At 52.7% G+C, this 24,699-nt stretch carries 22 protein-coding genes and 1 tRNA gene; 7 read left to right on the plus strand and 16 right to left on the minus strand.

The genetic code is table 11. The features are described 5' to 3' along the window. Positions 1-43: 43 nt before the first annotated feature. Positions 44-955, minus strand: coding sequence for a cation diffusion facilitator family transporter (locus O9K67_RS08015; RefSeq protein ID WP_061493962.1), 912 nt, complete (start codon positions 953-955; stop codon positions 44-46). A 171-nt stretch (positions 956-1,126) separates the two neighbouring features. Between O9K67_RS08015 and O9K67_RS08020 the strand changes: the two genes are divergently transcribed. Both O9K67_RS08020 and cybB read left to right on the plus strand, forming a co-directional pair. Further along, complete coding sequence (locus O9K67_RS08020) at positions 1,127-1,816, plus strand: VIT1/CCC1 transporter family protein (RefSeq protein ID WP_061493963.1); 690 nt, start codon at positions 1,127-1,129, stop codon at positions 1,814-1,816. A 31-nt stretch (positions 1,817-1,847) separates the two neighbouring features. Continuing rightward, a complete protein-coding gene (gene cybB / locus O9K67_RS08025) occupies positions 1,848-2,384 on the plus strand; it encodes a cytochrome b561 (protein ID WP_061493964.1) in 537 nt (178 codons plus the stop codon). A 207-nt stretch (positions 2,385-2,591) separates the two neighbouring features. Here the strand turns inward: cybB and O9K67_RS08030 are convergent. The 3 genes from O9K67_RS08030 to O9K67_RS08040 form a co-directional block, all read right to left on the minus strand. Then, a tRNA-Pro gene (locus O9K67_RS08030) sits at positions 2,592-2,668 on the minus strand. A 76-nt stretch (positions 2,669-2,744) separates the two neighbouring features. Then, on the minus strand, positions 2,745-4,505 hold the full coding sequence (gene yejM, locus O9K67_RS08035) for an LPS biosynthesis-modulating metalloenzyme YejM (protein WP_061493965.1): 1,761 nt from the start codon (positions 4,503-4,505) through the stop codon (positions 2,745-2,747). Positions 4,506-4,523: 18 nt separating this feature from the next. Further along, on the minus strand, positions 4,524-4,751 hold the full coding sequence (locus tag O9K67_RS08040) for a YejL family protein (RefSeq protein ID WP_061493966.1): 228 nt from the start codon (positions 4,749-4,751) through the stop codon (positions 4,524-4,526). A 136-nt stretch (positions 4,752-4,887) separates the two neighbouring features. On the opposite strand from O9K67_RS08040, the gene yejK reads away from it, so the two are divergent. After that, complete coding sequence (gene yejK / locus O9K67_RS08045) at positions 4,888-5,895, plus strand: nucleoid-associated protein YejK (RefSeq protein ID WP_061493967.1); 1,008 nt, start codon at positions 4,888-4,890, stop codon at positions 5,893-5,895. A 91-nt stretch (positions 5,896-5,986) separates the two neighbouring features. On the opposite strand, the gene rplY is transcribed toward yejK, so the two are convergent. Together rplY and O9K67_RS08055 are read right to left on the minus strand one after the other, a co-directional pair. Then, positions 5,987-6,271, minus strand: coding sequence for a 50S ribosomal protein L25 (rplY, locus tag O9K67_RS08050; protein ID WP_061493968.1), 285 nt, complete (start codon positions 6,269-6,271; stop codon positions 5,987-5,989). Between the two features lie 125 nt (positions 6,272-6,396). Beyond that, positions 6,397-8,157 carry a DEAD/DEAH box helicase gene (locus tag O9K67_RS08055; RefSeq protein WP_061499846.1) on the minus strand — a complete coding sequence of 587 codons (1,761 nt, stop codon included), beginning with the start codon at positions 8,155-8,157 and terminating at the stop codon, positions 6,397-6,399. A 149-nt stretch (positions 8,158-8,306) separates the two neighbouring features. Here O9K67_RS08055 and rsuA point away from each other — a divergent pair, with 149 nt between their 5' ends. From rsuA to O9K67_RS08070, 3 genes are all read left to right on the plus strand, one after another. Then, entirely contained in the window at positions 8,307-9,014 is a 708-nt protein-coding gene (gene rsuA / locus O9K67_RS08060) for a 16S rRNA pseudouridine(516) synthase RsuA (protein ID WP_061493969.1), read from the plus strand. A gap of 15 nt (positions 9,015-9,029) precedes the next feature. Then, on the plus strand, positions 9,030-10,223 hold the full coding sequence (locus tag O9K67_RS08065) for a Bcr/CflA family multidrug efflux MFS transporter (RefSeq protein WP_061493970.1): 1,194 nt from the start codon (positions 9,030-9,032) through the stop codon (positions 10,221-10,223). A gap of 335 nt (positions 10,224-10,558) precedes the next feature. Next, a complete protein-coding gene (locus O9K67_RS08070) occupies positions 10,559-10,903 on the plus strand; it encodes a YejG family protein (protein WP_061493971.1) in 345 nt (114 codons plus the stop codon). Between the two features lie 3 nt (positions 10,904-10,906). Here the strand turns inward: O9K67_RS08070 and yejF are convergent, their stop codons facing one another. The 9 genes from yejF to O9K67_RS08115 form a co-directional block, all read right to left on the minus strand. After that, a complete protein-coding gene (gene yejF, locus O9K67_RS08075) occupies positions 10,907-12,496 on the minus strand; it encodes a microcin C ABC transporter ATP-binding protein YejF (RefSeq protein ID WP_061493972.1) in 1,590 nt (529 codons plus the stop codon). A gap of 1 nt (position 12,497) precedes the next feature. Then, positions 12,498-13,523, minus strand: a complete 1,026-nt coding sequence (locus O9K67_RS08080) for an ABC transporter permease (protein WP_061493973.1) — start codon at positions 13,521-13,523, stop codon at positions 12,498-12,500. Then, the gene (locus O9K67_RS08085) at positions 13,523-14,623 is read right to left on the minus strand and encodes a microcin C ABC transporter permease YejB (protein WP_061493974.1); all 1,101 of its coding nucleotides are present in this window, start codon (positions 14,621-14,623) and stop codon (positions 13,523-13,525) included. Before O9K67_RS08085 ends, O9K67_RS08080 begins: the two co-directional genes overlap by 1 nt. Positions 14,624-14,632: 9 nt before the next feature. Then, a complete protein-coding gene (locus tag O9K67_RS08090) occupies positions 14,633-16,441 on the minus strand; it encodes an extracellular solute-binding protein (RefSeq protein ID WP_061493975.1) in 1,809 nt (602 codons plus the stop codon). 95 nt (positions 16,442-16,536) lie between these two features. After that, positions 16,537-18,096, minus strand: coding sequence for a cyclic di-GMP phosphodiesterase (locus O9K67_RS08095; RefSeq protein ID WP_061493976.1), 1,560 nt, complete (start codon positions 18,094-18,096; stop codon positions 16,537-16,539). A 165-nt stretch (positions 18,097-18,261) separates the two neighbouring features. Next, positions 18,262-18,825, minus strand: a complete 564-nt coding sequence (gene mepS, locus O9K67_RS08100; RefSeq protein ID WP_061493977.1) for a bifunctional murein DD-endopeptidase/murein LD-carboxypeptidase — start codon at positions 18,823-18,825, stop codon at positions 18,262-18,264. Positions 18,826-19,249: 424 nt separating this feature from the next. After that, positions 19,250-19,951, minus strand: coding sequence for a phosphatase PAP2 family protein (locus O9K67_RS08105; protein WP_061493978.1), 702 nt, complete (start codon positions 19,949-19,951; stop codon positions 19,250-19,252). A gap of 43 nt (positions 19,952-19,994) precedes the next feature. Further along, a complete protein-coding gene (locus O9K67_RS08110; RefSeq protein ID WP_061493979.1) occupies positions 19,995-20,972 on the minus strand; it encodes a CobW family GTP-binding protein in 978 nt (325 codons plus the stop codon). Between the two features lie 117 nt (positions 20,973-21,089). Continuing rightward, positions 21,090-22,556, minus strand: coding sequence for a mannitol dehydrogenase family protein (locus tag O9K67_RS08115; protein WP_061493980.1), 1,467 nt, complete (start codon positions 22,554-22,556; stop codon positions 21,090-21,092). Between the two features lie 204 nt (positions 22,557-22,760). On the opposite strand from O9K67_RS08115, the gene uxuA reads away from it, so the two are divergent. Next, entirely contained in the window at positions 22,761-23,951 is a 1,191-nt protein-coding gene (gene uxuA, locus O9K67_RS08120; RefSeq protein WP_061493981.1) for a mannonate dehydratase, read from the plus strand. A gap of 80 nt (positions 23,952-24,031) precedes the next feature. Here the strand turns inward: uxuA and yeiP are convergent, their stop codons facing one another. Further along, a complete protein-coding gene (gene yeiP / locus O9K67_RS08125; protein ID WP_061493982.1) occupies positions 24,032-24,604 on the minus strand; it encodes an elongation factor P-like protein YeiP in 573 nt (190 codons plus the stop codon). Positions 24,605-24,699 lie beyond the last annotated feature (95 nt).

The following is a 24,699-nucleotide window of genomic DNA, read 5'->3' on the forward strand; positions in this document are numbered from 1 at the left end:
TTTTTATTACCTCTGTGATGCTCCGCGGCCATTCTCGCGCCATTCATCCCGTAAAGGCTTCATCCGTTTTTATCGCAAACGGATCGATATGCACCATGACATTAAGAACCTCCTTTTTAGTCATGACCCTTTCGCGTGCCGCAACAGCAATGTCATGCCCATCTCTGACAGAGAGATGTTCCGGAACCTCCAGATGCACATCGACCAGGATGAGATCGCCCGCTTTACGGGTTTTCATATCATGGAGACCCGCAACACCGGGTGTGGAGAGAAGGATCGTTTTTATTTCATGCTCTTTTTCTGCGTCAACAGAACGATCCATCAGGTCTTGCAAGGCGTCTTTGGCGAATGCATATCCCATCCGGGCTATCAGCACGCCAACCACGAAGGCCGCAACGGGATCAAACCAGGCATATCCGGCCAGTGTTCCGGTAATGCCGATCGCGACCACAACGGATGATGCTGCATCTGAGCGGGCATGCCAGGCATTGGCAATAAGCAGGGTGGACTGGATGCGTGTTGCCACGCTGAGCATGTAACGGAAGAGGATTTCCTTCGCGACCAGCGTAGCAAGAGCGACCCAAAGGGCCACGATATGAATGTCGCTAAGCGTTTCCGGATGCTGTAATTTTCCGATAGCAGACCATAGCATTCCCACTCCAACGGCTATCAACATGATCGCAAGTATCATCGACGCGCCATTTTCATACCGCCAGTGCCCGTAATGATGGTCATTGTCTGAAGGCTTACGGCTTTTTTTATTGGCAAACAACACAACAACATCGGCAATCAAATCAGAAAACGAATGAATACCCTCAGCAACAAGCCCCTGAGAAGCTGAAAATAAGCCGGTAATAATCTGAATACATGAAAGTATTAAATTAACCACGACACTGACGACGGTACTCCTTTGCGCCATTATTGATCGGTTATGATACCCATTATCATTTCGCATATTAATATTCCATTTATGAGGAAAAGCTCAATGCGCGGATTATATTTGTATAATCTTAATGTAGCGTTAAGCATAAAAAAATAAATTGCTTACTCTGTCGGGCCAGATAATTTTTCATATATCAATAATACTGAATGAAATGGGGATATTGATAAACAGGAAAACACTACTATGCACCGGGAACTCCACAGTATTGGAAGGGTAGGATGGCTCAGAGCCGCTGTGCTCGGAGCAAACGACGGCATTGTCTCAACCGCCAGCCTTGTGTTGGGTGTTGCTTCGGCGCAGACATCCTCCTCTGGCGTGCTACTGGCTGGCGTCGCCGGATTAGTCGCAGGGGCCATGTCGATGGCAACCGGCGAATATGTTTCTGTCTCCTCGCAGGCGGATACGGAAAACGCCGCGTTGGCACAGGAAAAAGAAGAGCTCGCTGTGAATTATGAAGGCGAAGTACAGGAGCTTATGTCGCTGTACGTGAAACGGGGTCTGGAGCCGTCACTTGCTCATCAGGTTGCAGAGCAGTTAATGGCGCACGATGCGCTGGATGCCCATGCCAGAGAAGAGCTGGGGCTAACGGGCACGAATAGTGCACGCCCGCTTCAGGCGGCGCTTTTTTCCGCTGTCAGTTTTTCTGCCGGGGCTGTATTACCTGTCATGGTGGCCTGGTTAACACCCGCAGGGTTTGTTCTGCCGTTTGTGATTCTCTCCACGTTGTTTTCTCTGGCGGTGCTGGGATACATCTCGTCCATTGCAGGGAAGGCACCTGCGGCAATGGCAATCATCAGAACGACATTCTGGAGCGCACTGGCGATGGCGCTTTCGATGGGAGCTGGTTCGCTTGTCGGCCATGCGCTGGCATAGCGTTCTATTTATTTCACAGGAATGATTAAAAATGAAAAAATACGCAGGAAGTCAGATGTTCATGCACTGGCTGGTTTTATTGCTTATTATCGTAACGTACGCGGCTATGGAATTTAAGGGGATTTTCCCCAAAGATTCTGTCGGCCGCTATTGGATGGGAATAACACATTACACATGTGGAGTTACAGTATTTATCCTGATGCTAATCAGACTGGTATTGAGAGTAATAAATACTGAGCCACCAGTGGTTCCGCCACTGCCGTTATGGCAGAAGCGGAGCGCCTCTTTTGTCCACATACTATTATATGTAATTTTTATTGCTCTGCCGTTACTCGGTGTGGCATCACTCTTTTTTGGCCAGAAAGAATGGGCCTTCTTTTTTATAACCATGCCGGTATCTGCTGTTAAAAATAGTTTATTACAGCATAGCCTGAAGGAAGTACATGAGGCGCTGGCTAATGCGGGATACTTTATTATTGGGTTGCATGCTGCTGCGGCATTACTGCACCACTATGTATTACGCGATAACACGCTGCTCAGAATGCTTCCCGGAAAGCGTGCCAATTAATCGGTGTGATGACGGTTTTTTCCACGGGCAGGCGTGTTTTTCGCATGACGTCCGTGGGTGAGTGCGATACAGGAGCACCGCGGGCAGGTGTTTCGCAAAGCAGGCCGCCATCTGACAGCGTTCCTTCATTTTACCTTTGTTTTACCTTTTCCAAATCGCACGCATAAAAAAAACCAGCCCCAGGGGGCTGGTTTTTCTGGGGAATTTTGGTCGGCACGAGAGGATTTGAACCTCCGACCCCTGACACCCCATGACAGTGCGCTACCAGGCTGCGCTACGTGCCGACATGTGGCGCTAATAGTACCCTTTTCATCGCTGAATGCAAGTGAAGGGCAGGCTGAGTGATTCATAATTAATCAATCAGTTAGCGATAAAACGTTTTTCATCCGTCAGAACCTGCAGCAGTAAACTGAGTTGTGGTTTCTGTTCGCGGATTTTCTCGCCTTGTGCATTCCAGGTGCGGTAATTCCCGTTCTGACCGAGCACCAGCGTTATCTCTGGCGTGGTAATCGCCAACGTATCGCCATTCGCCGCCGTGACCCAATTATGACGTCTCGTGGCGTTAAACAGATCTTGTCCCTGTGAGTACTCGTTTGCAGGCGTGCTGACATGCAGCAGGCGCTGCATCAGCGTGGTCATAATATCTTTATGATCCGTCAGCTTGCTGATGCGTTGAGCAGGCGTTCCCGGCCAGTGCACAACCAGCGGAACATGCAGTCTGCTGCGCGACCAGTCGAAATTAGCGTCATCTTTGCTTTCTGGTATACCGTGACCGGCAGTGATAATCACCACGGTGTCATCCAGCTTGCCGGATTCACGCAGCGCATCCAGCACGCGGGCAATTTGCGTATCGACGTCTGATGCGGCGCGGCTGTATTTACGGGCAAAGCCCTGCTGATTGCTGTCCAGCGCGGCGGTGCCATTCAGCGATACCCAGGAGAACCAGCGGTTATCATCCTGCGCGTAGTGCCCCAGCCAGTTAATCCACTGATCGGCGGTTTGCTCATCACTTTGCGGTTTTGCTGCCGGTAGGGAGAAATCAGACAACAGCGCCTGACGATAGAGCGGGCTGCTAAAGCCATCAGACGAGAACAGACCCAACTGATAACCTTGCTGGTTGAAAGCGGTAATCAGCGCGGCCGGAATACGCGCCGACAGCACACCATCCATATAACTTGCCGAGATGCCGTAGAACAGGCCGAAATAGCCACTGTCTGCGGTATTGCCTGAACTCATATGCTGCGTAAATGCCACATTCTGCTGCGCGAAACTGGCCAGTTGCGGCATCTGTTTCTCATACCGCGAATAGTTGAGGCCATCGACGGTAATCAGCAAGACGTTGTGTCCTGCGCCCATATCCTGATAGCGCAGATCGCTCAATGGATATTGAACAGAAACCGCTTCCGGATTCCCCTGTTCCACCAGGCGACGTTGATAATCCTGCGCATCCAGCAGCCCGTGTTTTTCCAGAAAACGACGCGCGGTCATAGGATAAGAGAGTGGCAGGTTGGCACGCTGCATGGTGATAGGGCGATAAAAATTAGCGTCTGCCCAGATGTACATCACATGGGTGGCGATAAAGGCGACGAAGAAGAAAGCAGCGACGGGTTTGGCATAATGGCGACGCCGGGTAAGGCTGCGCAGTTTTTGCCAGCTCCAGGTCGCAAATAGCATCTCAATGAGCAGGATCACTGGCACGCTAATAAACATCAGCTGCCAGTCCCGCGCCATCTCATTTTGATCCGGGTTAATCACCAGTTCCCAGACGACGGGGTTAAGGTGCAGGTGGAAACGGGTAAAAACTTCGCTATCGATAAGCAATAGCGTCATACCCGCTGTCGCGAGGATCGCAGACAGCACCCGCATAAGCCGCTGCGACATCACAATAAATGTCAGCGGAAAGAGGATCAGCAAGTAGGCGGCGAACACCAGAAAGCTGAAATGACCGGCAATGCTCAGGTACGAATAGAGGCGACCGGAGAGCGTGGTGGGCCAGTCGGCGACGAACAGATAGCGGCTACCCAGTACAATGGACAACAGAATGTTGAACAAAGCAAACCAGTGTCCCCAGCTAACCATCTGGGAGACTTTTTCAAAGTAGCGCTGACGATTCGTCACCATAAACTGTCGATATTTCCCTTAATGCGCTTTGTCGTCGCCAATTGACGATTGTAACGCCTGAGCGAACGACTTTGCGATAGCCTGGCGCTGCGCAGGGGCGACGCTGGTATTGATCAGGTTTGTCACCATATTGCCCAGGACCATCAGTGACAGATCGGTCGGCGTTTTGTGTTTTTCCAGCACGCTGGCAAGCTCACTGAGCAGTTGTTCAACGTGTTCATCGCTGTAACGGGAGATTTGTGGCATAAATCGACATCAATTTGTGTGTTCATGAAAGGGCAACATATTACCGTAGCAACAGCTTTTTTTCTGCTTTTTTATCTGCTGTTGCACAGTCGCGTTGGTGGTGGTTGAATACCGCGGTCTAAAAGGAGAGTTTATCATGAGTCTGGACATCAACCAGATTGCCCTGCATCAGCTTATCAAACGCGATGAGCAAACCCTCGAGCTGGTGCTGCGCGATTCTTTGCTGGAACCTACCGCGCCTGTTGAAGAGATGGTCGAAGAACTGCACCGGGTGTATAGCGCAAAAAATAAAGCTTACGGCCTGTTTAACGAAGAGAGTGAGCTGGCGCAGGCACTCCGTTTGCAACGCCAGGGCGAAGAAGAATTTCTCGCCTTCAGCCGTGCGGCGACCGGGCGCTTACGTGATGAACTGGCGAAATATCCGTTTGCTGATGGCGGTATTGTCCTGTTTTGCCACTACCGTTACCTGGCGGTGGAATACCTGCTGGTGGCGGTGCTGAACAACTTAAGCAGTATGCGTGTTAACGAGAATCTGGATATTAGCTCTACGCACTATCTGGATATTAATCATGCGGATATTGTGGCCCGTATCGATTTAACCGAGTGGGAAACGAACCCGGAGTCAACCCGTTACTTAACCTTCCTGAAAGGGCGGGTAGGGCGCAAAGTTGCCGATTTCTTTATGGATTTTCTTGGCGCCAGCGAAGGGTTGAATGCCAAAGCGCAAAACCGCGGCTTGTTGCAGGCGGTGGATGACTTTACTGCGCAGGCGGAATTGGATAAATCAGAGCGTCAGACCGTGCGCCAGCAGGTCTATACCTATTGCAACGAACAGTTGCAGGCGGGTGAGGAGATTGAACTGGCCTCGCTTTCAAAAGAGCTGGCTGGCGTGAGCGAAGTGAGCTTCGAAGAGTTTACCGCCGGTCAGGGCTATGAGCTGGAAGAGAGTTTCCCGGCGGATCGCAGCACGTTGCGTCAGCTTACCAAGTACGCGGGTAGCGGCGGTGGTCTCACCATCAATTTCGATGCATTGCTGCTCGGCGAGCGTATTTTCTGGGATCCAGCGACCGATACGCTGACCATCAAAGGAACGCCGCCAAATCTGCGCGACCAGTTGCAGCGGCGTTTTAACGGCGGAAAATAGCCCGTGAATCCTGCCCGGAAGGGCGGGTTTCTGTGAGGCACAGATATAAAAAAACCCCGCCGTGGCGGGGTTTCTTCAACTTTGTCGGCGATTAAGCGCGAACGAAGTCGATGTGAGTCAGTTTCGGTTTGTAAGCGTGACGCTGTACAGCCTGAACTTTCACTTTTACTTCTTTGCCATCAACAACGATGGTCACAACTTCGCTATAGAACTCAGCTTTCGCTTGCAGGTTCCACAGTTTGTCATGATCCAGTTCGATAGCGATCGGAGCTTCAGTTCCACCGTAAACGATAGCCGGGAACTTGTTAGCTGCGCGCAGGCGGCGGCTCGCACCCTTACCCTGCTCTTTACGTACGTCTGCGTTAATAGTAAACATTTAAATCTCTCTTAAATAGATCCTGTTACAGGCGACCCAGCAACAGGCAGATGATCGGCTTTCGCGGATGCAAAAGCGGGCGGTATTCTATCCCCGAATACCCGATACATCAATCAAAAGCGCGTTTATCCGCGTAATTCATGCGCCCGACGAAAGCGACCTTCATAATCGAAGACTTTTTCCCGCACTTGCCAGAACTGCCCCTTGAGGCGCGCTACCACAAAATCAGGGTGTCGTAGCCGTGCCTGTTGCGCGATGATATCCGTGGCGACAATCCAGCGCAGGGGCACGCCAGGCGTGCGGGTATGCGGGCGAATGAACAGTTGTTCGAAAGCGGTGCGCTGAGCGGCGGTTTGCAGACGGAAGCGCTCACTGACATCCGCGCCGTCTTCGTCGTAGTAGGTGATTTTCAACCATTCGCCTTTCGCATCCGCCCCTTGTTGTAATGTCATACCACTACAGCGCAGTACCAGCGCATCTTTGAGCTTCAGCGCCGCTTTCAGCATATCGTCGGGGTCAACCAGCACGCAGTCGCAACTTCGGCAGCGGCGGGCGGCAATGTCATTTTCCGCATTGCATTGCGGGCAGTTTTTAAAGCGAAAGCGATAATCACACTGCTCCCGATGGCCTTCATCATCTTCCAGCCAGCCCTGGCAACGGCGGCCAAAATGTTCGATCAGCGTGCCATCGGCAGTGGTTTTCCCCCAGAAGGTGTTGGCAAAACCGCAACCGGGGCAGAACACCTGCACCGGAACATTGTCACTTTTGCCTTTTGGTGCACCAATTTCCGGTGCGTAGAGATCGTGAGGGTTGCCCGCGTAATCCAGGATCAGGCAGTCGGTTTTTCCGGGCGCCAGCCGCAGACCACGTCCGACGATTTGCTGATACAGGCTGACAGACTCCGTCGGACGTAAAATAGCAATCAGGTCGACATGCGGCGCATCAAAGCCGGTGGTCAACACGGACACGTTCACCAGATAACGAAACTGTTGTTGTTTAAATGCCGCGATCAACGCATCGCGTTCCGGGCCAGCTGTATCACCGGTGATAAGCGCGGCGTCATCGGCGGGCAGCAGGCCGGTAATCTCTTTGGCATGTTCAACGGTGGCGGCAAAGATCATCACCCCTTTGCGCGTCTGCGCAAACTCAACGATTTGGCTGACAATATGCGGTGTAATGCGTTGCTGTTTTTTCAGCTCGCGGTTCAGATCAGCTTCACTGAACAGACCGTTGCTCTGTGCCTGCAGGCGGCTGAAATCATACTGCACCACAGGCATATCCAGCCGCTCCGGCGGGGTAAGATAGCCATGTTTAATCATATAGCGCAGCGGAAGCTCATAAATGCAGTCGCGGAACAACGCCTTTTCGTCACCGCGCACCATCCCATGATAATGAAAACGGTAAATCCAGCCTTTGCCGAGACGGAAGGGGGTTGCCGTCAAACCGAGCAGACGTAAGTGGGGGTTGACCTCACGCAGATGCGCCAGGATTTGCTGATACTGGCTGTCGTCATCATCACTGATACGGTGGCACTCATCTACCACCAACAGTGAAAACTCGCCCTGAAACTGCGACAGGTTACGTGCCACGGATTGCACGCTGCCAAACACCACTTTGCCGTTGCTCTGTTTACGCTTTAACCCGGCAGCGAAGATATCCGCTTCCAGCCCAAGCGCAACATACTTGGCGTGGTTTTGTGCTACCAGCTCTTTGACATGCGCCAGCACCAGCACGCGACCGCGTGCCAGACGTGCCAGTTCGGCTATCACCAGGCTTTTCCCGGCACCGGTCGGCAGTACAATAACCGCAGGTTCTGCATGTTGACGAAAATGGGCGAGGGTGGCGTCCACCGCTTCGCGTTGGTAAGGGCGCAGCGTAAAAGTCATTGTCTCGATAAGGTTGCAGATAGACGGCGCATAGTATGCCATGAATCTTTCCCTTGAGCGGTGTATGATGGCCGCTATACTACTCACGTTTATAACGTCTTTTTTGGGCGTAATGCCCGCATCCAGCACCATACAGGCTAAAAAACTTCATGCGACTTGATAAGTTTATCGCTCAGCAACTTGGCGTCAGCCGCGCCATTGCCGGGCGTGAAATCCGTGCTCATCGTGTTACCGTCGATGGCGAGATTGTGAGAGATGCCGCGTTTAAACTGCAACCCGAGCACGATGTTGAGTACGATGGCAACACCCTCGTTCAGCAAACTGGCCCGCGTTACTTTATGCTCCACAAACCGGAAGGCTACGTCTGCTCAACGGATGACCCGGATCATCCGACGATCCTCTATTTTCTCGATGAGCCGGTCGCTCATAAGCTTCATGCCGCAGGACGTCTGGATATTGACACCACCGGTCTGGTGTTGATGACCGATGACGGTCAATGGTCGCACCGCATCACTTCGCCACGTCACCATTGTGAAAAAACCTACCTGGTTACCCTTGAATCACCGGTGAGTGACGACACGGCGGAACAATTTGCCCGCGGCGTACAGTTGCATAATGAAAAAGAACTCACCAAACCCGCGGTACTGGAAGTGGTGACGCCGACCCAGGTTCGTCTGACCATCAGCGAAGGCCGCTACCATCAGGTTAAACGCATGTTTGCCGCCGTGGGCAATCATGTCGTGGGGCTGCATCGCGAGCGTATTGGCGCGATTGCGTTGGATGCGGATCTGGAGCCAGGCGAGTACCGTCCACTGACGGAAGACGAAATTGCCAGTGTAGGCATGCCCTCACGCTAATATCAGGAGACTGACGTGACCTCAAGGCCACACTCTTCGTTACGCATTGTGTTTATTCTCGGCCTGCTGGCGATGTTAATGCCACTGTCCATCGATATGTACCTGCCTGCGCTGCCTGTGATTGCTGAGCAGTTCGGCGTACCGGCCGGCAGTGCGCAAATGACGTTGAGCACCTATATTCTGGGGTTTGCGGTAGGTCAGTTGCTCTATGGGCCGATGGCTGACAGCATCGGCCGTAAGCCGGTTATTCTCGGCGGAACACTGATTTTTGCGGCAGCGGCAGTGGCCTGTGCGTTGGCGCAAAGTATTGACCAGTTAATCACCATGCGTTTTTTCCACGGTCTTGCCGCCGCTGCGGCAAGCGTGGTGATTAATGCTCTGATGCGCGATATCTATCCGCGGGAGGAGTTCTCCCGCATGATGTCATTTGTCATGCTGGTCACCACCATCGCTCCGTTACTGGCACCTATGGTGGGGGGCGCGGTGTTGATTTGGTTCGGCTGGCATGTGATTTTCTGGATCCTCGCCATTGCCGCCTTGCTGGCTTCGGCGATGATTGCCTTTTTTATTCGCGAAACGCTACCGGTAGAAAAGCGGCAAAAGTTCCATTTGCGCACGACGATCGGTAATTTCGCTTCGCTGTTTCGCCATAAACGTGTGCTGAGCTATATGCTGGCAAGCGGTTTCAGCTTTGCCGGAATGTTCTCGTTTCTGAGCGCCGGGCCGTTCGTCTATATACAGCTCAACCACGTTTCGCCGCAGAATTTCGGTTACTACTTCGCGCTGAATATTGTCTTTCTGTTTATGACGACCATTATTAATGGCCGTATTGTCCGCCGCGTTGGGGCACTAAACATGTTTCGCAGTGGGCTGTGGGTGCAGTTTGCTATGGCGCTGTGGATGGTCGTGACGGCGCTACTGGATATCGGGTTCTGGTCGCTGGTGCTGGGTGTGGCGGTATTTGTGGGGTGCGTAGCGTTGGTCGCCTCTAACGCCATGGCTGTCATTCTTGATGAGTTTCCACATATGGCGGGTACGGCGTCTTCCCTGGCCGGGACCTTTCGTTTTGGCATTGGCGCGGTTGTGGGCGCACTGCTGTCGATGGCGACCTTTAACTCTGCGTGGCCGATGATCTGGTCCATCACGTTTTGCGCGACCAGTTCCATTCTCTTCTATCTCTACGCCAGTCGCGGTAAAAAACCGGCATAACCCCTCCCCACAGGGAGCAAAAATGCTCCCTTGTTTGATGCATATCAACTCAGATTGACATACCTTCAGACATGTTTGTTTATTTTATGTAAAATCCATTTATGTAAAAAGTCACACTATTGTAGTGAAAAAGGTTGAGTTAGATCGCAGAAACGGGTACATATAGCCCGAAACCCGGCCCGCCGCTTAGCCATTAAAACCCTGATAAATGAGCGGTCAGCCCTCACACTGCGCAGGATTGAACCTTTTCTGCGAGGTTGACAGGACGATTTGTCAATAGTGTGTTAATATAAATGTGAAATATTTGTGAAGTAAAAGTGCTTCGGGGAAAGAAAGTGAATACATTCCAGCTCTCCATCATCCACCGCCTCCCCCAGTGCTATCGCTGGCTGGAGGGTTTTGCAGGCGCAAAAGTTGAACCGATTCCGCAAAACGGTCAGTCTGCGGATGACAGTCTTGTCGCATTGAAACTGCTGAGTCCGGATGGTGACAATGCCTGGCCGGTAATGCACAAACTCAGCCAGGCATTGAGCGATATCGAAGTGGATTGCTCGGTACTGGAATGCGAAGGGGAACCGTGCCTGTTCGTTAATCGCCAGGATGAGTTTGCCGCGACCTGTCGCCTGAAAAATTTCGGCGTTGCCATCGCGGAACCTTTCTCCGGGCAGAACCCTTTCTGAACGTTAGCTTAATGCGAGAAGCTGGCGTGTATAGGCCTGCTGAGGCTCGCTAAAGACACGCCGACACTCTCCCTGTTCAATCACTTCCCCTTGTTTTAGCACAATGACCTGGTGACATAATGCGCGCACCACGTGCAGATCGTGACTGATAAAGATATACGCCAGCCGGTGCGTCTCCTGTAGTGATTTCAGCAGTGTGAGGATTTGCGCCTGCACGGTACGATCCAGCGATGATGTGGGTTCATCCAGAATGATCAGTTCTGGTTTGAGGATCAGGGCGCGGGCAATGGCAATGCGCTGGCGCTGACCTCCCGAGAACTCGCCGGGAAAACGACGCCGGGTTTCCGGATCCAGCCCCACTTCCTGCATTACCTCAATCACCCGTTGCTCACGGGCGCTACGCGTCAGCTCGGGCTGATGAACGCGCAAACCCTCTTCGATAATTTGCTGTACATTCAACCGCGGGTTGAGTGCGGAGTTGGGATCCTGAAACACCACTTGTATCCGGTGCCGTACCGGTAGCATCTGCTTGCGGTTCCACTGGTGTAGCGGTTTACCGTCAAACAGGATTGCACCCTGTGAGGCGACCAGGCGCAGCAAGGCAAGGCCAGTGGTGCTTTTGCCCGAACCTGACTCGCCAACCAGTCCCAACGTTTCGCCGGGACGCAAGGTAAAGCTGATATTCTTCACCACCGGATTGTGGTTGACCACGCGACGCAGGATCCCTTTACGCACCGGGAAGCTCACGGCAAGGTTTTCCACCTGCAGCAACGGCTGCACATCCTGAGGCAGGGTAACAGGCTCCCCACCGGGTTCGCTATTAATCAGTTTTTGCGTATACGGGTGCGCCGGTGCGTTAAACAACGCCCGGGCACTATTGTGTTCGACACATTTCCCGTTTTGCATCACCGCAACGTTATCCGCCAGCTTGCGCACGATACTGAGGTCGTGAGTAATAAACAGCAAACCCATATTCAGCTCATCGCGCAGTTCACGCAGCAGCGCCAGGATCTGTGCCTGTACGCTCACATCCAGCGCTGTGGTGGGTTCATCGGCAATCAACAGTTCCGGGCGTGTTAACACGGCCATGGCGATCATTACGCGCTGGCGTTCACCACCGGAAAGCTGGTGGGGAAAATCGCCCAGCCGTGCACGCGCATTGCGGATCCCGACGCGCTCAAGGCAATCAAGAATTTCAGCGCGCGCGGCTTCCCGGCGCATACCGCGATGTAGCGACAGCACTTCATAAAGCTGTTTTTCCAGCGTATGCAGCGGATTGAGGGAAACCATCGGCTCCTGGAAAATCATGGCGATTTTATTGCCGCGTACGCCACGCAGTGTGCTTTCACTGGCATGCAGCAACGATTCGCCATGGAACAGAATATCGCCGGCAGGGTATTCCACAGGAGGAGAAGGCAGCAAACGCAGGATCGATAATGCACTGACGCTTTTACCGGAGCCGGATTCGCCGACCAGCGCCAGCGTTTCGCCCGCGTCGATGCGCAGCGATAAATCGTTCACTACTGTCCGCAGTGTATTCTGCTGGCGAAAAGCAACGGTCAGGGAATTAACAGTCAGCAGGGGAGACGTCATCTTACACCGCCTTATTAGGATCGAATGCGTCGCGCACTGCTTCACCAATAAAAATCAGCAGTGAAAGCAGCAGGGCGGTGGAAATAAAAGCGGCGATACCGAGCCAGGGCGCCTGTAAGTTATTTTTCCCCTGAAGCAGAAGTTCACCCAGCGACGGAGAGCCCAATGGCAAACCGAAGCCCAGAAAATCGAGTGAGGTCAGGGTGGCGACCGAGCTACACAAAATAAACGGCAACAGGGTTAAGGTGGCGACCATGGCGTTGGGGAGCATATGGCGCAGTATAATACCGCGATCGCTTACACCCAGCGCCTGTGCGGCACGGATATAATCAAAGTTACGTGTACGCAGGAACTCGGCGCGCACCACACTGACCAGCGCCATCCAGCCAAACAATACAGTAATGCCTAACAACCACCAGAAACCGGGTTGGATCACGCTGGAGAGCAGAATAATCAGAAACAGCGTCGGCATACCGGACCACACTTCAATAAAACGCTGTCCCCAGAGATCAATTTTGCCCCCGTAATAACCCTGTATTGCACCGGCCAGTACGCCGATCACGCTGGAACAGAAGGTCAGCATTAAGCCGAACAGCAAGGAGATCCGGGTGCCATAGAGAATGCGCGCCAGTACGTCGCCGCCGTTAGCGTCGGTCCCGAGCCAGTTTTTTGCTGAAGGAGGAGAGGGAAAGGGTTCCGTGGTGGCATAGTTAATACTGCGCGCGCCAAAACGTACGGGCGCCCACAACGTCCAGCCGTGCTCATCAAGCTGTTTACGTAGCCACGGATCCTGATAATCAGCCGGAGTAGCAAAGGGGCCGCCAAAATCGCTCTCGCTGTAATTGATGAGCGCTGGCGCAAACCATTTACCTTCGTAACGCACCAGCAGTGGCTTGTCATTGGCCACCAGTTCTGCGCCGAGGCTGAGGATAAAAATCACCAGAAAGATCCACAATGACCAGTAACCACGGCGATTGTGACGAAAACGCAGCCAGCGGGCCTGGTTGACGTAGCTTAATTGAATCATCAGCGCCCCTCAAAATCGATACGCGGATCCACCAGCGTATAACTGATATCACTGAGAATATTCAGCAGTAGGCCAATCAGAGTGAAAATATAGAGCGTACCGAACATCACCGGGTAATCCCGGGAGACTGTCGCTTCGTAGCCCAGCAGGCCAAGACCGTTAAGGGAGAAAATCACCTCGATCAACAGCGAACCGGTAAAAAACATGCTGATAAAGGTCGCCGGGAACCCCGCAATCACCAACAACATCGCGTTGCGAAAGACATGCTTACGCATGATATTGCGTTCGCTCACGCCTTTGGCGCGGGCGGTGACCACATACTGTTTACGGATCTCATCAAGAAACGAGTTTTTGGTCAGCATGGTCAATGCGGCGAACCCGCCAATCACCGTTGCCAGCACGGGCAGGGTGATATGCCAGAGATAATCCAGCGCCTGTTTGTACCACGGCAGGGCGTCGAAATTGCTTGAGGTAAGCCCGCGCAAGGGGAAAAGATCGTAGTAGCTGCCGCCAGCAAAAAAAACAATCAGCAGGATGGCGAACAGAAACGCCGGGATAGCGTAACCCACAATGATCAGCGCGCTGCTCCAGATATCAAAGCGGCTACCGTTGTACACCGCTTTGCGAATACCAAGGGGAATCGACACCAGATAGATAATCAGTGTTCCCCACAGCCCCAGTGTGATTGACACCGGCATGCTGTCTTTGATCAGTTGCAGTACCGATGCGCTGCGGAACAGGCTATTGCCAAAGTCGAAGCGCAGATAATCCCACAACATTTTGAAATAGCGCTCATGCAACGGTTTATCGAAACCGTAGCGCTGTTTTATCTCTTCAATAACCTGCGGATCCAGGCCGCGCCCGCCACGATAGTGGCTGTCATTGCTTAACGCGTCGCCCACACCGGTGCGGGCATGCGTGGCGCCCATTCCGCCGCCGCTACTGCCCGGCATCGTGCCCTTATCGCCAAACTCAATAGCGGCAATGGCCTGGTCGACCGGGCCACCCGGCGCGATTTGCACGATAAAAAAGTTAATGGTGATGATCGCCCAAAGGGTGGGGATTATCAGTAATAAACGCCGAATGAAATACGCGCCCATCCCTTCTCCTTAACGTCTGGCGGCGGGCAATTTCGCCGCCTTGTTTACGTCATACCACCAGGTGTCAAACCCCAGTGAATAGACCGGGCGAATGCCGGGCATAGAAAACTTATCCCAATAGGCGACGCGATCTGCCGCCATGTACCACATGGGCAGCATGTAATAATTCCAGGTCAGCACCCTGTCCAATGCGCGACCGAGCGGTAGCAGCTTCTCTTTATTACCCTGCCAGCGGTTAATCTGCGCGATCAGGTTGTCTACCGCCGGGTTCTTCACGCCGGGCGCGTTATAAGAAGAGTCGATATACTCTGAGCTCCATGCAATTTGCAGATCGCCGCTTGGCCAGGGTTGTGCACGCCACAGGCGCGGCATCATGTCATAGTCACGGCTGCGCATGCGGTTGGTGGCCTGAGAGTTATCGACCTGGCGGATCTCCATCGTGATGCCCAGTCGGGACAGGTTATGCTGGAACGGCAGTACCCATTGGGTATTCCCGCCCGAGGGTAGCAGTAATTCGAAGGTAAAAGGTTTGCCGGTTTTTTCATCCACGCGTTGCTGATTTTTCAGCACCCAGCCCGCCTGTTTTAACAGCGCATCTGCTTTCAGGAGATTTTCCCGGTCATAGCCATCGCCGTTCGACTTTGCCGGTGTGTAGATAGAGGTGAAGACCTCCGGCGGCACCTGTGCTTTGAGCGGGGCCAGCAGCGTGAGTTCATCAGCATCCGGATAGTTGCGCGCAGCGTATTCTGTGTTCTGGAAATAGCTGTCCGCCCGGCTGTATGCCCCATAAAACAGCGCCTTGTTCATCCATTCAAAATCAAACGCCAGCGAGATGGCTTCCCGCACGCGGCGATCGTTGAATACCGGGCGGGTAATGTTAAACGCCAGCCAGAGTGTGTCTTGCGCGGAGGTATTAGGCTGCTCATCTTTGACAATGTAGCCACGGCTGAAGTTAGTGCCGATATAGCGCGTGGCCCAGTTTTTGGCATCCCCTTCGCTGCGCAGGTCAAATGCGCCCGCTTTGAAGGCTTCGAAGGCGACATTGTCGTCCAGATAGTAGTCATAGCGGATATTGTCGAAATTCCAGCGTCCCCGATTAACGGGCAGATCCGCAGCCCAGTAATTCCGCACACGGGTATAGGCAATATATTGCCCCATGCGCCAGCTACTGATGCGATATGGCCCACTACCCAGCGGCGGGCGGCTCAGTGGCTCGCTCAGTTTATGGTCTTTCCAGAATTTTTCTGGCATAACCGGCAGCGTCAGCAGGCTGAGCATATCTTCTTTGCCGGGTTTCGCCAGTTCAATACGTACCGTTAACGGTGAAATGGCTTTGACGGTAGTGCCCTTATAGATCAGGCGGAATTGCGGCACCCCTTCGGTCATGAATTTATTGAAGGTGAAGGCGACATCGCTCGCACGAATGGGAGAACCGTCGTGAAAGATCGCACGCGGGTTAATACTTATCTCCATCCAGGCGTAATCATCGGCATAGCGCGCCATCTCCGCGATAAGCGGATAGTAACTTCCCGGCTCGTCGTCAGAGGTGGTAAACAGCGCATCATAGAGGGATTCGGTACGCACTGCGGCATTGCCGCGTAAGGCAAAGCGGTTAAAGTTGTCAAACGTACCCAGTACCGACAGCGTGACATTGCCGCCTTTCGGCGCGGCAGGATTGACATAGTCAAAATGGGAAAAGTTGATGGCATATTTCGGTTCGCCAATCACGGCGAAAGAATCACGTTCCTTGATGGTTTGCGCCTGACAGGCCAGACCGACAAACGCCAACAATAACGCTGAAATGCGGACAAACTTCATTGTGTGTTCCTTTGACCCCGCCTGCGCGGCAGGCGCGCTAAGCTCTTATTGTTGAATAATAAGGGAGCCCTGGCCTGATGTGAAATAATTCGCGCCTACACCAGGGCATCAAAAGAAGGAACCTGCCAGTTAACAAATTGCTCCAGCGTCATCGGGCGGCTGAAATAGTAGCCCTGCATAAAGTGCACACCATGTTCGCGCAGCCATCGCGCCTGCTCGGGCGTTTCAACGCCTTCGGCAACGGTGAGCATATTCAGGCGTTTCGCCAGCATTAACACGGCATCCAGTACCGGCGAGGTCACGGTTTCGGTGCCAATTGCATTCACAAAACCGCGATCGATTTTCAGATAATCCAGGGTAAAGCGCTCCAGGTAGATCAGTGCGCTATGGCCGGTGCCGAAATCATCAATCGCGATTTCATACCCTTCGGTGCGTAACCACTCAAACAGTTTTGTCACTTCGGTATAGCGCAGCATATCCCGCTCGGTGATCTCCAGCACGATGCTGAAATGGTGCTGCGGGAGTGAACGCGAGAACGCATGGATATCATCGGCAAAGCTCTCTGCGTGCAGATGTCCCGGCGCGATATTAATTCCCAGCTTTGAGCCTTCTGGCAGCAACGTTTTCAGCACCGGCGCATCGCGGGCTATCAGGCGGAACAAATGCAATGTCAGCGGAATAATCAGTTGCTGCGCTTCGGCAAAATGAATAAAGGCGTCCGGCGGGATCTCGCCAGCGGTGGGGTGTTTCCAGCGCATCAGTACTTCGACGCCGCTGACTTTCAGGCTCTTTGCATTCACCACGGGCTGGTAGACCACATAAAACTGCTCCCGCTTGATGGCGGTCAGGATCTCCTTACCCGGTCGCAGGCGCGTATACAGCATGTAAGCGCTTAGCAAAGCAATCAACATACCCACCGTTGCACCGAGCAGGGCAGCAAACTGAAGATCTTCCTGACGCCATCTTTCCGCGTAGAGATATAGCGTCAGTGGAGAACCATTCACCTGCACTGTGCGAAAAGGACGTTGGTTAAAATTGGCTAAATCAATCAGTCCGGTGGTGAAGGTTGAGATGGCACGATCATTGATACCTATCGCGATCCCGGTCAGATCTGGCTGTTCTGAACTGTACATCATGTAGGGCGTCAGGTTGATGTTCAGCGAGGCAAATACGCCGCGGTCATCGAGTAGCGGGCTGCGGAACCACAAGGCCATTGCCGGTTTGTCCGGCATCATCGGGGTTCCGGGCAAAATCACCATATCAGTCGCTTTATTCAGGTCAATGTCGGGCACCAGATCTTTCATGGGGACATTCATGACACCGGTTGCCGAGGAGCAGATGGCGTTTTGCCCTTTAACCAACAGAAAGGCGCGCACGTTCATCGAAAATGCGGCGCGGGAAGTGAGCTCACTAACAACATCGTGGCAGTCGCTCAGCGTGAGGGGTTGTAATGCCTCCGCCGTGGCGCGGATTTCACCGAGATACGCTGAAAACCAACTCGAAACGCCGTCCAGTAAGGCATCGTAGCGGGTGATACGCTTCTCTTGCTCAAGCCAGAACTGGAACCCGCCGACCGCAAACGCTGTAAGCAGACCGGTAAGAATACTGATCAGCACAATTTTTCGGTTCAGGTGGAAAAAATAGCGGGTGAACATACTGTTGGACCCATTTATACGCATTCAGTAGGGGGGCGGTTGGCGGTTTACTTTTCTGGACTATAGCCCGAAAAACGTTACGAGGATAGCAGACATAAAAAAACACTGCCGGGGCAGTGCTTTTTTATGCTTAACGCCAGCCAAGGGAAAACCGGCGTTAAGTGATTAGCTGCGGGTCAGGATCCGTCGCGCTTCATTGTAGCGCTTCTTCCAGTAAGGCTCGTCCATGCTGGAAATCATCACACCGTTGCTGGTGGAAGCATGAACAAATTGGTTATTACCAATATAAATGCCGACATGTCGACCGGTAGAACCTGCTCTGAACAGAACCAGGTCGCCCGTACGCAAACTGGTGCGCGAAATGGACTTACCAGTTTCCTGCTGTTCCCAGGTGGAACGCGGCAGTTCTAAACCAAACTGTTCACGGAACGTGCGCTGCACGAAACCAGAACAATCAATACCTTTTTTGGTGTCGCCGCCCAGACGGTAGCGTACGCCTTTCCAGTCAGCATATTGATCCATAATTCGGGATTTGACATCCAGATTACGAACCATATTTTCAAATTCATCCTGAGAGGTTTGCAGTGAAGAAGCATCTTCACCCACAGCAAGCGTCTCAGAATGCACGTTCTTTGCGGTATTGGTTGAGCAAGCTGACAGCAGTACCGCTACCGCTATCGCGGGGATCGCCCGCAAGATATATCTCACAATCGGCTGAGATTTGACCATATTGATTATTTTCCCTTGAAGTCCTTAACGATAAATATCGTTATAAAAAATGCCAACGCAGCGAGATTAATTATCTGTAAGCAACGAGACAATTACTCATAGTCAGATCTGTGGAAGAACGCACAAATTTACGCACAATGAGAATAAAAGCACTCTTTGCGACAAGACGAACCCGAGATTACCCTAACCCTCCCGGCATTGCGAGCGCTTTTCCGCGTTTTTTTATAAGAAATTATGATACAGAAAGTGAATATTCAGGATTGGTCACAAAACCGTCAATTTGGTTTAAATAGCGTACAAATTGCTCTTTTATAGGCAGATTGCGGTGACGTAAAAATGACAAAATTAGGAAAGAGCCGGGAATTTGCATTAGAGATCGAAAACGATCCCTAATGAATGACGCAAAACAATGTTTGTTATTTGTTTAAATTTTGTTATTTCCGGGCAAATAACGATCAAAGCATTGAATAATTTTATCGCTAAGGGGTGTCATTAGACACCATGGCAACCCAATCAGCACCGCTGACAGCGAACCCACCACAATATCCGTAAACCAGTGAGCGCCGATCATTACGCGCGGAAAAGCAAAAACCACAACAATAATCAGGGCAACGCCAAAGGCTTTCTGGCCGAAATAACGCAACATAATGGCGGAAAAAATAAGCAACATCATGCCGTGATCGCCCGGAAAACTGTCTTTAGAGGCATCTTTGGTTGGGAAGTCCAGCAGATCGCTGACTCGGGTAATATCCGTAAAGAAGAGCGACGGGCTTTCCCGTTGCACGGGCATCAGCAACTGCGCCAGCTGGTTTAATACCACTGCAATCAGCAACATGGTCAGGCCAATCATCACGACCCGACGACGGCCGTTACGATCTTCCCGCAGCCAGAAGGTCAGCATCAGGCTTCCCATTGCGAGCAGTGAGCAGGCATCAAAGGCGCGGTTATTGGTCAGCGCAACGAACCATAAATAGGCGCGATTTTCAGCCAGGCCGCGGTTGAAAAAATGGAAAATGGTTGAGTCCAGCGGGAACCAGAAACCATGATTCGCGGGCAAATACCAGGAAAAAAAGAGCGCCAGACCGGCGACGTTGAGCAGTACAATCAAGGAGTAACGAGTTTTCATCTTCACAGCATTTTTAATTAACACAGGCGCAACGTTAGTGTTGTTAACTTAAACGAAGCTTCAACAGAGTAGACTGAAGCGTGTTCCAGTCAGCTTCAGTGGCGGTAATCAGCTCGATTCGACTATCCGGCGGCGCAGCCTGTTGGGTTTCGATATGCAAATCCTGGCCCTGGCGGTTTACCCGCAACAGCCCTTCGGGAATGCGCAGCACGCCTTTAACGCGTTCGACAGGTGCAAGCCGCGCCCATTCCAGCAAACCAACGGTATCGAACACGGTATCACCATCGAAAATCCAGCCGCAGGCATAGTGGCCCTGGCCGCTATTCAGGTTGCGACGCCAGCGCTGATGTGCCGGTAAGTTCAAGGCAGCCAATCCCTTGTTTGCCGCATGAGAATGGTCATGCGCAGCACTGGCTGGCAGTTCACGCAAGTTACGGCGTGGCAGATCGAGCAATGCACCGTCGATGGCGCCCTGCGTAGCGGTGACCTGTAAACGGTCGCCGCCGAACGTTTGCCACCAGCTTTCCAGCGCGCGTTGGCTTTGTGGCGTGGCGCGATCCTGCTTATTCGCGACAATAATGTCAGCTGCAGCCAGCTGATCGCGGAAGTTTTCATTGTTGACCGCTTTATCATCCAGTAACTGGCGCGGATCGAGCAGACACAACGTCGCACGAAGGTCGATCCACGGCTCGTAAACCGGAGCATTAAGCATGTCGAGTATCTGTTTCGGGTGACCTAGTCCGGTAGGTTCAATCAGCAAACGATCGGGTTTGCCCTGGCGCAGGAGAGTATTCAGCCCGACCTGCATCGGCAGACCATTGACGCAGCACATGCAGCCGCCGGGGATCTCTTTAAGCAGCGCTCCGCTGTCTGCCATCAAAGCGCCATCAATACCGACTTCGCCAAATTCATTCACCAGCACTGCCCATTTTTCCTGCGGGTCTTTGTTGGCCAGTAAATGCAATATCGAAGTGGTTTTGCCACTTCCAAGGAAGCCGGTAATGAGGTTAGTTTTTGTCACGGAAACTCCCTGGATCAACAAAATTGCGTATGGCAGGGATCCTGGCGAAAAAAAAAGAAAAAGAGAAGAGCACGGGCGATGTAAAGCACGCATCGCCCGCAGTAATAGCAGTAAATGTTAAGTATTGAGCAAGAATTTCACCGCGCCATGCGCACCGTGGGCGGCAATGTTGCGCCATGCGTCGGTAATGGCATCCACAAATACCGGGTTTTGCGGCAGGTCAGCGCCAAAGATTTCTTGCAGCGTGAGCAAGGCGGTGACGCGTTCCGCTTCACTGCTGGTGTCGACGATAGCGCGAATTTTATCCACCAGTGGGTCGCGAACATCAATTGCTTTACCGGCATCATCAACGCCGCTGACATAACGCATCCAGCCTGCAACGCCCAGTGCCAACAGCGGCCAGTGATGTTCCCGTTGTAAATGTACGCGAATGCCGTCCAGCATTCGTTGCGGTAACTTCTGGCTTCCATCCATGGCGATTTGCCAGGTGCGGTGTTGCAATGCCGGGTTGGCGAAACGCGCAATCAGGCTATCGGCGTAAGCGGTAAGATCAACCCCGGATATTTGCAGCGTCGGCGCCTGCTCCTCAAGCATCAACCGGCGCGCAGCGCTGCGAAATGCGCTGTCCTGCATGCACTCGTTAATATGGGCGAAACCGGCAAGATAGCCAAGATACGCCAGGAATGAATGAGTGCCATTAAGCATGCGTAATTTCATCTGTTCCCAGGGGCGTACATCCTGGACTAACTGCGCACCCGCCGCTTCCCACTCCGGTCGCCCGGCCACGAAGTTATCTTCAATAACCCACTGAATAAAGGGTTCACAACCGATCGCGCAGGGATCCTCAACGCCCAGTATTGCACTGATTTCCGCCAGCGATTCCTCGGTTGCCGCCGGTACAATTCGGTCAACCATAGTTGCGGGGAAACTCACGTGTTCGGCAATCCACTGCGCCAGTTCTGGCGAACGGGCCTGCGCCATCCCCAGCACGGCATTTTTCACCACGTGACCATTATCCGGAATATTGTCGCAAGAGAGGACGGTAAACGGCCCGAGCCCACGCAGGCGGCGACGGTACAGGGCCTCAACCAGAATGCCCGGTGCAGAGTGTGGTTCGTCGGGGTATTGCAGATCATGTTCAATGCGCGGCTGGTGTAAATCCAGCTTGCCGCTGGCAGGGTCGATGCAATAGCCTTTTTCGGTGATCGTCAGTGACACAATGGCGACCTGCGGTTCACAAAACTTCTCAATAATTGCCGCCAGCGAATCGAGTTTTGCATTCAGGCATTCGCTCACCGCGCCAACAATGATCGGCTGGTTACCGTCAGCGCCTTTTTCCAGCACCGTATACAGGTGATCCTGCGCGCGCAGCTGTGTCATCAACGCATCACCGCTAAACAAGCTGATTTCACAGATGCCCCAATCTCCGCCTCGCGCATTCAGCACCCGGTTGGTTAACAGCGCCTGATGCGCGCGGTGAAACGCGCCAAAACCGAAGTGCACAATACGCGAACGCAGCTTCGTGCGATCATACTGAGGCCGCTGAACAGCGGCGGGAAGCGTTATCGAGGCAATTGTTTTCATCTATACACACCTGATTAACCAATAATTAACAACAGGTAGTGTAAAGTTATATGACAGCAAAAAGAATTGGTATGCCGTAATTATCCGGGGAATGTGAGCTGGATCAATCATTGCTGCGGGAGGGTTTGATCCTTTAGCGTAAACATGTATGGTAGTCGTCATCAAGTTACGTGCATTGGTATAACAACTTTAGAGGGTAAAGCGATGGAACAAACCTGGCGTTGGTATGGACCGAACGATCCGGTATCTCTTGATGACGTGCGTCAGGCGGGCGCGACAGGCGTAGTCACTGCGCTGCACCATATCCCTAACGGCCAGGTCTGGCCGGTGGAGGAGATTAAAGCGCGTCAGGCGCTGCTGGCGGAGAAAGGGCTGGTCTGGTCGGTCGTGGAAAGTATCCCGGTGCATGAAGATATTAAAACCCATACCGGGCAGTACGACACCTGGATTGCTAACTATCAGCAGAGCATTCGTAACCTGGCGGCCTGCGGTATTGATACCGTGTGCTACAACTTTATGCCGATCCTCGACTGGACGCGGACCGATCTGGAATATCAACTGCCGGATGGCTCTAAAGCGTTACGTTTTGACCAGATTGCGTTTGCCGCGTTTGAAATGCATATCCTGAAGCGTAAAGGTGCAGAAGCGGATTACAGCGACGAAGAGCAGCGCCAGGCGCTGGCCTACTTTAACGCGATGAGCGAAGCGGAAGTGGAAAAACTGACGCGTAACATTATCGCGGGTTTGCCGGGGGCGGAAGAGGGCTACACGCTGGAGCAGTTCCACGCACGTCTGGCGGAATACGACGGTATAGATAAAGCGCAACTGCGCGAAAATATGGCTTATTTCCTGCGCGCTATCGTACCGGTCGCCCAGGAAGTGGGTGTCCGCATGGCGGTGCACCCGGACGATCCGCCGCGTCCGATCCTCGGCCTGCCACGCATTGTTTCCACGATTGAAGATATGCAGTGGCTGAAAGACGCGGTTAACAGCATCAATAACGGCTTTACCATGTGCACAGGCTCTTACGGCGTGCGTGCGGATAACGACCTGGTGCAGATGATCGAGACATTTGGCGATCGCATTCACTTTACGCATCTGCGTTCGACCTGCCGTGAAGAGAACCCGAAAACCTTCCATGAAGCGGCACATTTGCAGGGCGATGTGGATATGGTGTCGGTCGTTGCGGCGATCCTGAGCGAAGAACAGCGTCGCAAGAAAGCGGGCGATCTGCGTCCTATTCCGTTCCGTCCGGACCACGGTCACCAAATGCTGGACGACCTGCGTAAGAAAACGAATCCGGGTTACTCGGCAATTGGTCGTCTGAAAGGAATGGCGGAAGTGCGCGGTGTTGAACTGGCACTGAAGAAAACCCTGTTCCGCGATTTGCTGTAAGCGTCACGGGTGGGTAAGTGCCGCCAGCAGACAAAAGAAAAAGCCACTTCATTGAAGTGGCTTTTTTACTGCATCGCTTATCAGTCGGCGCGACCCATGTAGCGGCGCTCTTCGATATGGATACGGATTTTCTCACCGGTGGTCAGGTATTCCGGAACCTGTACCACCAGGCCTGTATTCAGCGTGGCGGGTTTGGTACGGGAGCTGGCGGATGCGCCTTTGATACCCGGAGCCGTTTCAACGATTTCCAGATCGACAGTTTGCGGCAGTTCCAGCGCCAGCAACTGACCATCCCACAGCAGAACCTGCATATCCGGCATGCCGCCTTCCGGAATAAACTGCAGCTCTTCTTCAATCTGATCTTTGTTGAAGGTATACGGGGTATAGTCTTCTTTATCCATAAACACGTATTCGTTGCCGTCAACATAGGAGAAGTCGACGAAACGACGGTTCAGGGTCACGGTATCAAGGATATCGTCGCCTTTAAAACGCTCTTCGACTTTCAGCCCGGTACGGACATCAGAGAAGCGCATTTTGTACAGCGTTGCTGCGCCGCGGGCGCTGGGTGACTGAATATCAATATCTTTTACAATCAGCAGCTTGCCATTGTAATTCAGCACCATACCTTTTTTAATTTCGTTCGCTCTTGGCATTGCAAGGGTCCTGTAAAAATGAAAATCACGAAAATATCGCGACAAAGTACTCGCGAGGGCCTTTTCAGGCAAGTGGAATTGGCGAGTTTTGCATT

Source organism: Kosakonia oryzendophytica (genome assembly GCF_027886705.1).
In the GTDB taxonomy this organism is placed as follows: domain Bacteria; phylum Pseudomonadota; class Gammaproteobacteria; order Enterobacterales; family Enterobacteriaceae; genus Kosakonia; species Kosakonia oryzendophytica.

Coding starts and splice junctions, on each gene's coding strand:
- rplY (WP_061493968.1), bottom strand. CDS start 6,271: ATGTTTACTATTAACGCAGACGTACGTAAAGAGCAGGGTAAGGGTGCG.
- O9K67_RS08090 (WP_061493975.1), bottom strand. CDS start 16,441: ATGAAGTTTGTCCGCATTTCAGCGTTATTGTTGGCGTTTGTCGGTCTG.
- O9K67_RS08095 (WP_061493976.1), bottom strand. CDS start 18,096: ATGTTCACCCGCTATTTTTTCCACCTGAACCGAAAAATTGTGCTGATC.
- cybB (WP_061493964.1), top strand. CDS start 1,848: ATGAAAAAATACGCAGGAAGTCAGATGTTCATGCACTGGCTGGTTTTA.
- yejF (WP_061493972.1), bottom strand. CDS start 12,496: ATGACGTCTCCCCTGCTGACTGTTAATTCCCTGACCGTTGCTTTTCGC.
- O9K67_RS08055 (WP_061499846.1), bottom strand. CDS start 8,157: ATGACTTTTACGCTGCGCCCTTACCAACGCGAAGCGGTGGACGCCACC.
- mepS (WP_061493977.1), bottom strand. CDS start 18,825: ATGGTCAAATCTCAGCCGATTGTGAGATATATCTTGCGGGCGATCCCC.
- O9K67_RS08080 (WP_061493973.1), bottom strand. CDS start 13,523: ATGATTCAATTAAGCTACGTCAACCAGGCCCGCTGGCTGCGTTTTCGT.
- O9K67_RS08040 (WP_061493966.1), bottom strand. CDS start 4,751: ATGCCACAAATCTCCCGTTACAGCGATGAACACGTTGAACAACTGCTC.
- O9K67_RS08115 (WP_061493980.1), bottom strand. CDS start 22,556: ATGAAAACAATTGCCTCGATAACGCTTCCCGCCGCTGTTCAGCGGCCT.
- rsuA (WP_061493969.1), top strand. CDS start 8,307: ATGCGACTTGATAAGTTTATCGCTCAGCAACTTGGCGTCAGCCGCGCC.
- uxuA (WP_061493981.1), top strand. CDS start 22,761: ATGGAACAAACCTGGCGTTGGTATGGACCGAACGATCCGGTATCTCTT.
- O9K67_RS08015 (WP_061493962.1), bottom strand. CDS start 955: ATGCGAAATGATAATGGGTATCATAACCGATCAATAATGGCGCAAAGG.
- O9K67_RS08085 (WP_061493974.1), bottom strand. CDS start 14,623: ATGGGCGCGTATTTCATTCGGCGTTTATTACTGATAATCCCCACCCTT.
- yejM (WP_061493965.1), bottom strand. CDS start 4,505: ATGGTGACGAATCGTCAGCGCTACTTTGAAAAAGTCTCCCAGATGGTT.
- O9K67_RS08020 (WP_061493963.1), top strand. CDS start 1,127: ATGCACCGGGAACTCCACAGTATTGGAAGGGTAGGATGGCTCAGAGCC.
- yeiP (WP_061493982.1), bottom strand. CDS start 24,604: ATGCCAAGAGCGAACGAAATTAAAAAAGGTATGGTGCTGAATTACAAT.
- yejK (WP_061493967.1), top strand. CDS start 4,888: ATGAGTCTGGACATCAACCAGATTGCCCTGCATCAGCTTATCAAACGC.
- O9K67_RS08105 (WP_061493978.1), bottom strand. CDS start 19,951: ATGAAAACTCGTTACTCCTTGATTGTACTGCTCAACGTCGCCGGTCTG.